The 2669-nt window shown below is 71.7% G+C and carries 4 protein-coding genes; all 4 read left to right on the forward strand.

All coding sequences use genetic code 11. The features are described 5' to 3' along the window. A partial coding sequence (locus tag MEICH_RS25630) for a glutamate ligase domain-containing protein (RefSeq protein WP_036219585.1) occupies nt 1–422 on the forward strand: 422 nt, incomplete at its 5' end. Beyond that, nucleotides 419–1162 carry a nucleoside phosphorylase-I family protein gene (locus MEICH_RS27330; protein WP_051304288.1) on the forward strand — a complete coding sequence of 248 codons (744 nt, stop codon included), beginning with the start codon at nt 419–421 and terminating at the stop codon, nt 1160–1162. The genes MEICH_RS25630 and MEICH_RS27330, both read left to right, overlap by 4 nt. Next, a complete protein-coding gene (locus tag MEICH_RS0116255; protein ID WP_027893464.1) occupies nt 1159–2025 on the forward strand; it encodes a phospho-N-acetylmuramoyl-pentapeptide-transferase in 867 nt (288 codons plus the stop codon). Before MEICH_RS27330 ends, MEICH_RS0116255 begins: the two co-directional genes overlap by 4 nt. Then, nucleotides 2022–2669 (forward strand): Mur ligase family protein (locus tag MEICH_RS30260; protein ID WP_036219586.1); only part of this gene is annotated, 648 nt, incomplete at its 3' end. The genes MEICH_RS0116255 and MEICH_RS30260, both read left to right, overlap by 4 nt.

The following is a 2669-nucleotide window of genomic DNA, read 5'->3' on the forward strand; positions in this document are numbered from 1 at the left end:
GGCTGGCCCGCCTGCAGCTCCCCGGCGGACGCATGGAGCGGCTGGTGCGGGCCGGGGTCACCGTGCTCAACGACGCCTACAACGCCAACCCGGTCTCGGTGCAGGCCGGGCTGGAGTACCTCAAGGGCCAGCCCGGGCGCAAGTGGCTGGTGCTGGGCGAGATGAAGGAACTGGGCGAGCGCAGCCGGGAGTACCACCTCGAGGCCGCCCGCCAGGCCGCCGAGGTGAGCCCGTTGCGCATCTTCCTCGGCGCCCACGCGCATGCGCAGGCCGAGGCGGTGGGCGGCGAGGTGGCCTACAGCGTCGAGGACGTGGCCGAGCTCCTGTCCGACGTGCAGGAGGGCGATTTGGTCTACCTCAAGGCCTCGCGGTCGGTGGGGCTCGACAAGCTGCTCGACATCTGGCCGAAGGAGGCGCGGTGAGGCCGCTGCTGCTCGCCCTGCTGCTGAGCCTGCTGGGCTGCGTGCCCCAGGCGGGCTCGAGCCCGGCGCCCTCCGGCCAGACCCTGCTGCTGAACAACGGGCTCATCCAGGGCCGCACCGTGCGGCTGCCGGCGCTGGAGTTCGACCTGCCGGGCGTGCCGGTGGCGGCGGCCACCAGCGGCGGCCGGCTCTACGCGGGCTTCCCCTTCCAACTGCTGGTGTACAACCAGGGGCAGCTCGAGAACAGCCTGCCCCTGAGCTCCACCCCGCGCTTCCTCAAGGGCTGGCCGGGCGTGGTGGTGGGCCTGGACGAGGGCGTGTACACCCCGGGCCGCGGGCTGCTGCGGCTGCGGGAGTGGGCCCTGGACGCGCTGGCGGTCAAGGACCAGCTCTACTGGGTCGACGGCAAGGCTTTTTACGCGGGCTCGAGCACCCTCGCCGAGGGGCCTTACAAGCGGGTGGCGGGCGACGAGCGCCGGGTGATGGCCCTCACCGCCGCCTCGGCCTTCATCTACCCCGACCGGCGCAGCATCAACCTGCCCGAAGAGCCCCTCGCCGCCGTGGTGGTCGAGGACCTCTACATGCTGGGCGCCAAGGGGCTCTACCGCATCTCGGCCAGCGGGCTGCAGGTCGCGTTCCAGCCCGGGGACTATAGCGCCATCGCCACCGACGGCGAGACCCTGTCGCTGCTGCAGGACGGCCGCCTGGTGCGCTTCAACCTTTCGTTGGGAGGCTTATGACGCTGGTTGCCGCTGCCGTGCTCTCGTGGTTCTTAGGCGGCTTGTGGATCGCCCTGATGCGCTCCTTGCGCCTGGGCAAACAGGTGCGGGCCGAGGGTCCGCAGAGCCACCTGGCCAAGACCGGGACCCCCAGCATGGGCGGGGTGAGCTTCCTGCTCGCCGCCGCGGTCGTCTACGGGCTGCAAGGGGGCGATGAGTACGCGGGGCTGTGGCTCCTGGGGCTGGGCTACGCCCTGCTGGGCCTGGCCGACGACCTCGCCGGGATGATGCGCCGCCCGCTCAAGGCCCGCGAGAAGCTGGCCGTGCAGGTGGTGATGGGGCTGGTCTTCGCCGTGTGGGCCAGCGGGCAGGTCTCCTACACGCCCTACCCCGTGCTCGACGTCGCGCTCTTCGTGCTGGTGATGATCGGCGCGTCCAACGCCTTCAACTTCACCGACGGGGTGGACGGGCTTTTGGCCGGCGTGACCGCCGTGCTGCTGCTGCCCTTCCAGGGCCTGGTGCTGGCGCAGAGCCTGCTGGGGGCCTTGCTGGGCTTCTTGTGGCACAACGCCCCCAAGGCCCGCCTGTTCATGGGCGACACCGGCAGCATGGGGCTGGGGGCGCTGGTGGCGGGGCTGTTCATCCTCGAGGGCAAGCTGTGGTGGCTGCCCCTGGCCGCGCTGATCCCGGTGCTCGAGGTGCTGTCGGTGATGATCCAGGTGACCTACTTCCGCCGCACCGGGCGGCGCATCTTCAAGATGAGCCCGCTGCACCACCACTTCGAGCTCTCGGGGTGGGAGGAGAGCAAGGTGGTCTTCCGCTTCGTGGTCGTCACCGCCATCACCACCGCGCTCGCCCACGCCCTGTGGGGAGGCCCGGCATGAGCGAACGCCTGGTCTTTGGCCTGGGGCGCAGCGGCCTGGGGGTGCTGGCCTACCTGCGGCGCAAGGGCCTCCCCGCCGACTTCCACGACGACCGTCCCAAGACCGAGGAGGTGGCGCAGGCCGAGGCCTGGGGCTTCGCCGCCGCCCGCGAGCTCTCCGGCTACCGCGAGGTGATCGCCGCGCCCGGCGTGCCCATCGACCACCCGGCGCTCGAGCGCCTGCGCGCCGAGGGGGCCGAGGTCATCGGCGAGGCCGAGCTGGCCTACCGGCTCTCCCCCACCCCGCTCATCGGCATTACCGGCACCGCCGGGAAGGGCACCGCCACCGTCGCCACCGAGCACTTCCTGAAAGCGCTGGGCTTCAAGGCCGTGGCCGGGGGCAACCTGGACCCGCCCCTGCTCGACGTGGTGGACGGGGCCGAGGTGGCGGTGGCCGAGCTTTCGAGCTTCCAGCTCGAGCGCGTCGTGCGCTTCCGGCCGCGGGTGGCGGTGCTGCTCAACCTGGGCGTGGACCACCTCGACCGCCACGGCAGCCTCGAGGCCTACCACGCCGCCAAGCTCAACCTGCTGCGCAACCTCACCCCGGAGGACGCGCTGGTCTACAACGCCGCCGACGAGCGCGTCGTGGCGGGCATCCGGGGCTGC

The sequence above is a fragment of the Calidithermus chliarophilus DSM 9957 genome (assembly GCF_000430045.1).
GTDB lineage: Bacteria > Deinococcota > Deinococci > Deinococcales > Thermaceae > Calidithermus > Calidithermus chliarophilus.

Excerpts from the sequence above, each read along its gene's own strand:
- MEICH_RS0116255 (WP_027893464.1), top strand. The coding sequence starts at position 1,159 with ATGACGCTGGTTGCCGCTGCCGTGCTCTCGTGGTTCTTAGGCGGCTTG.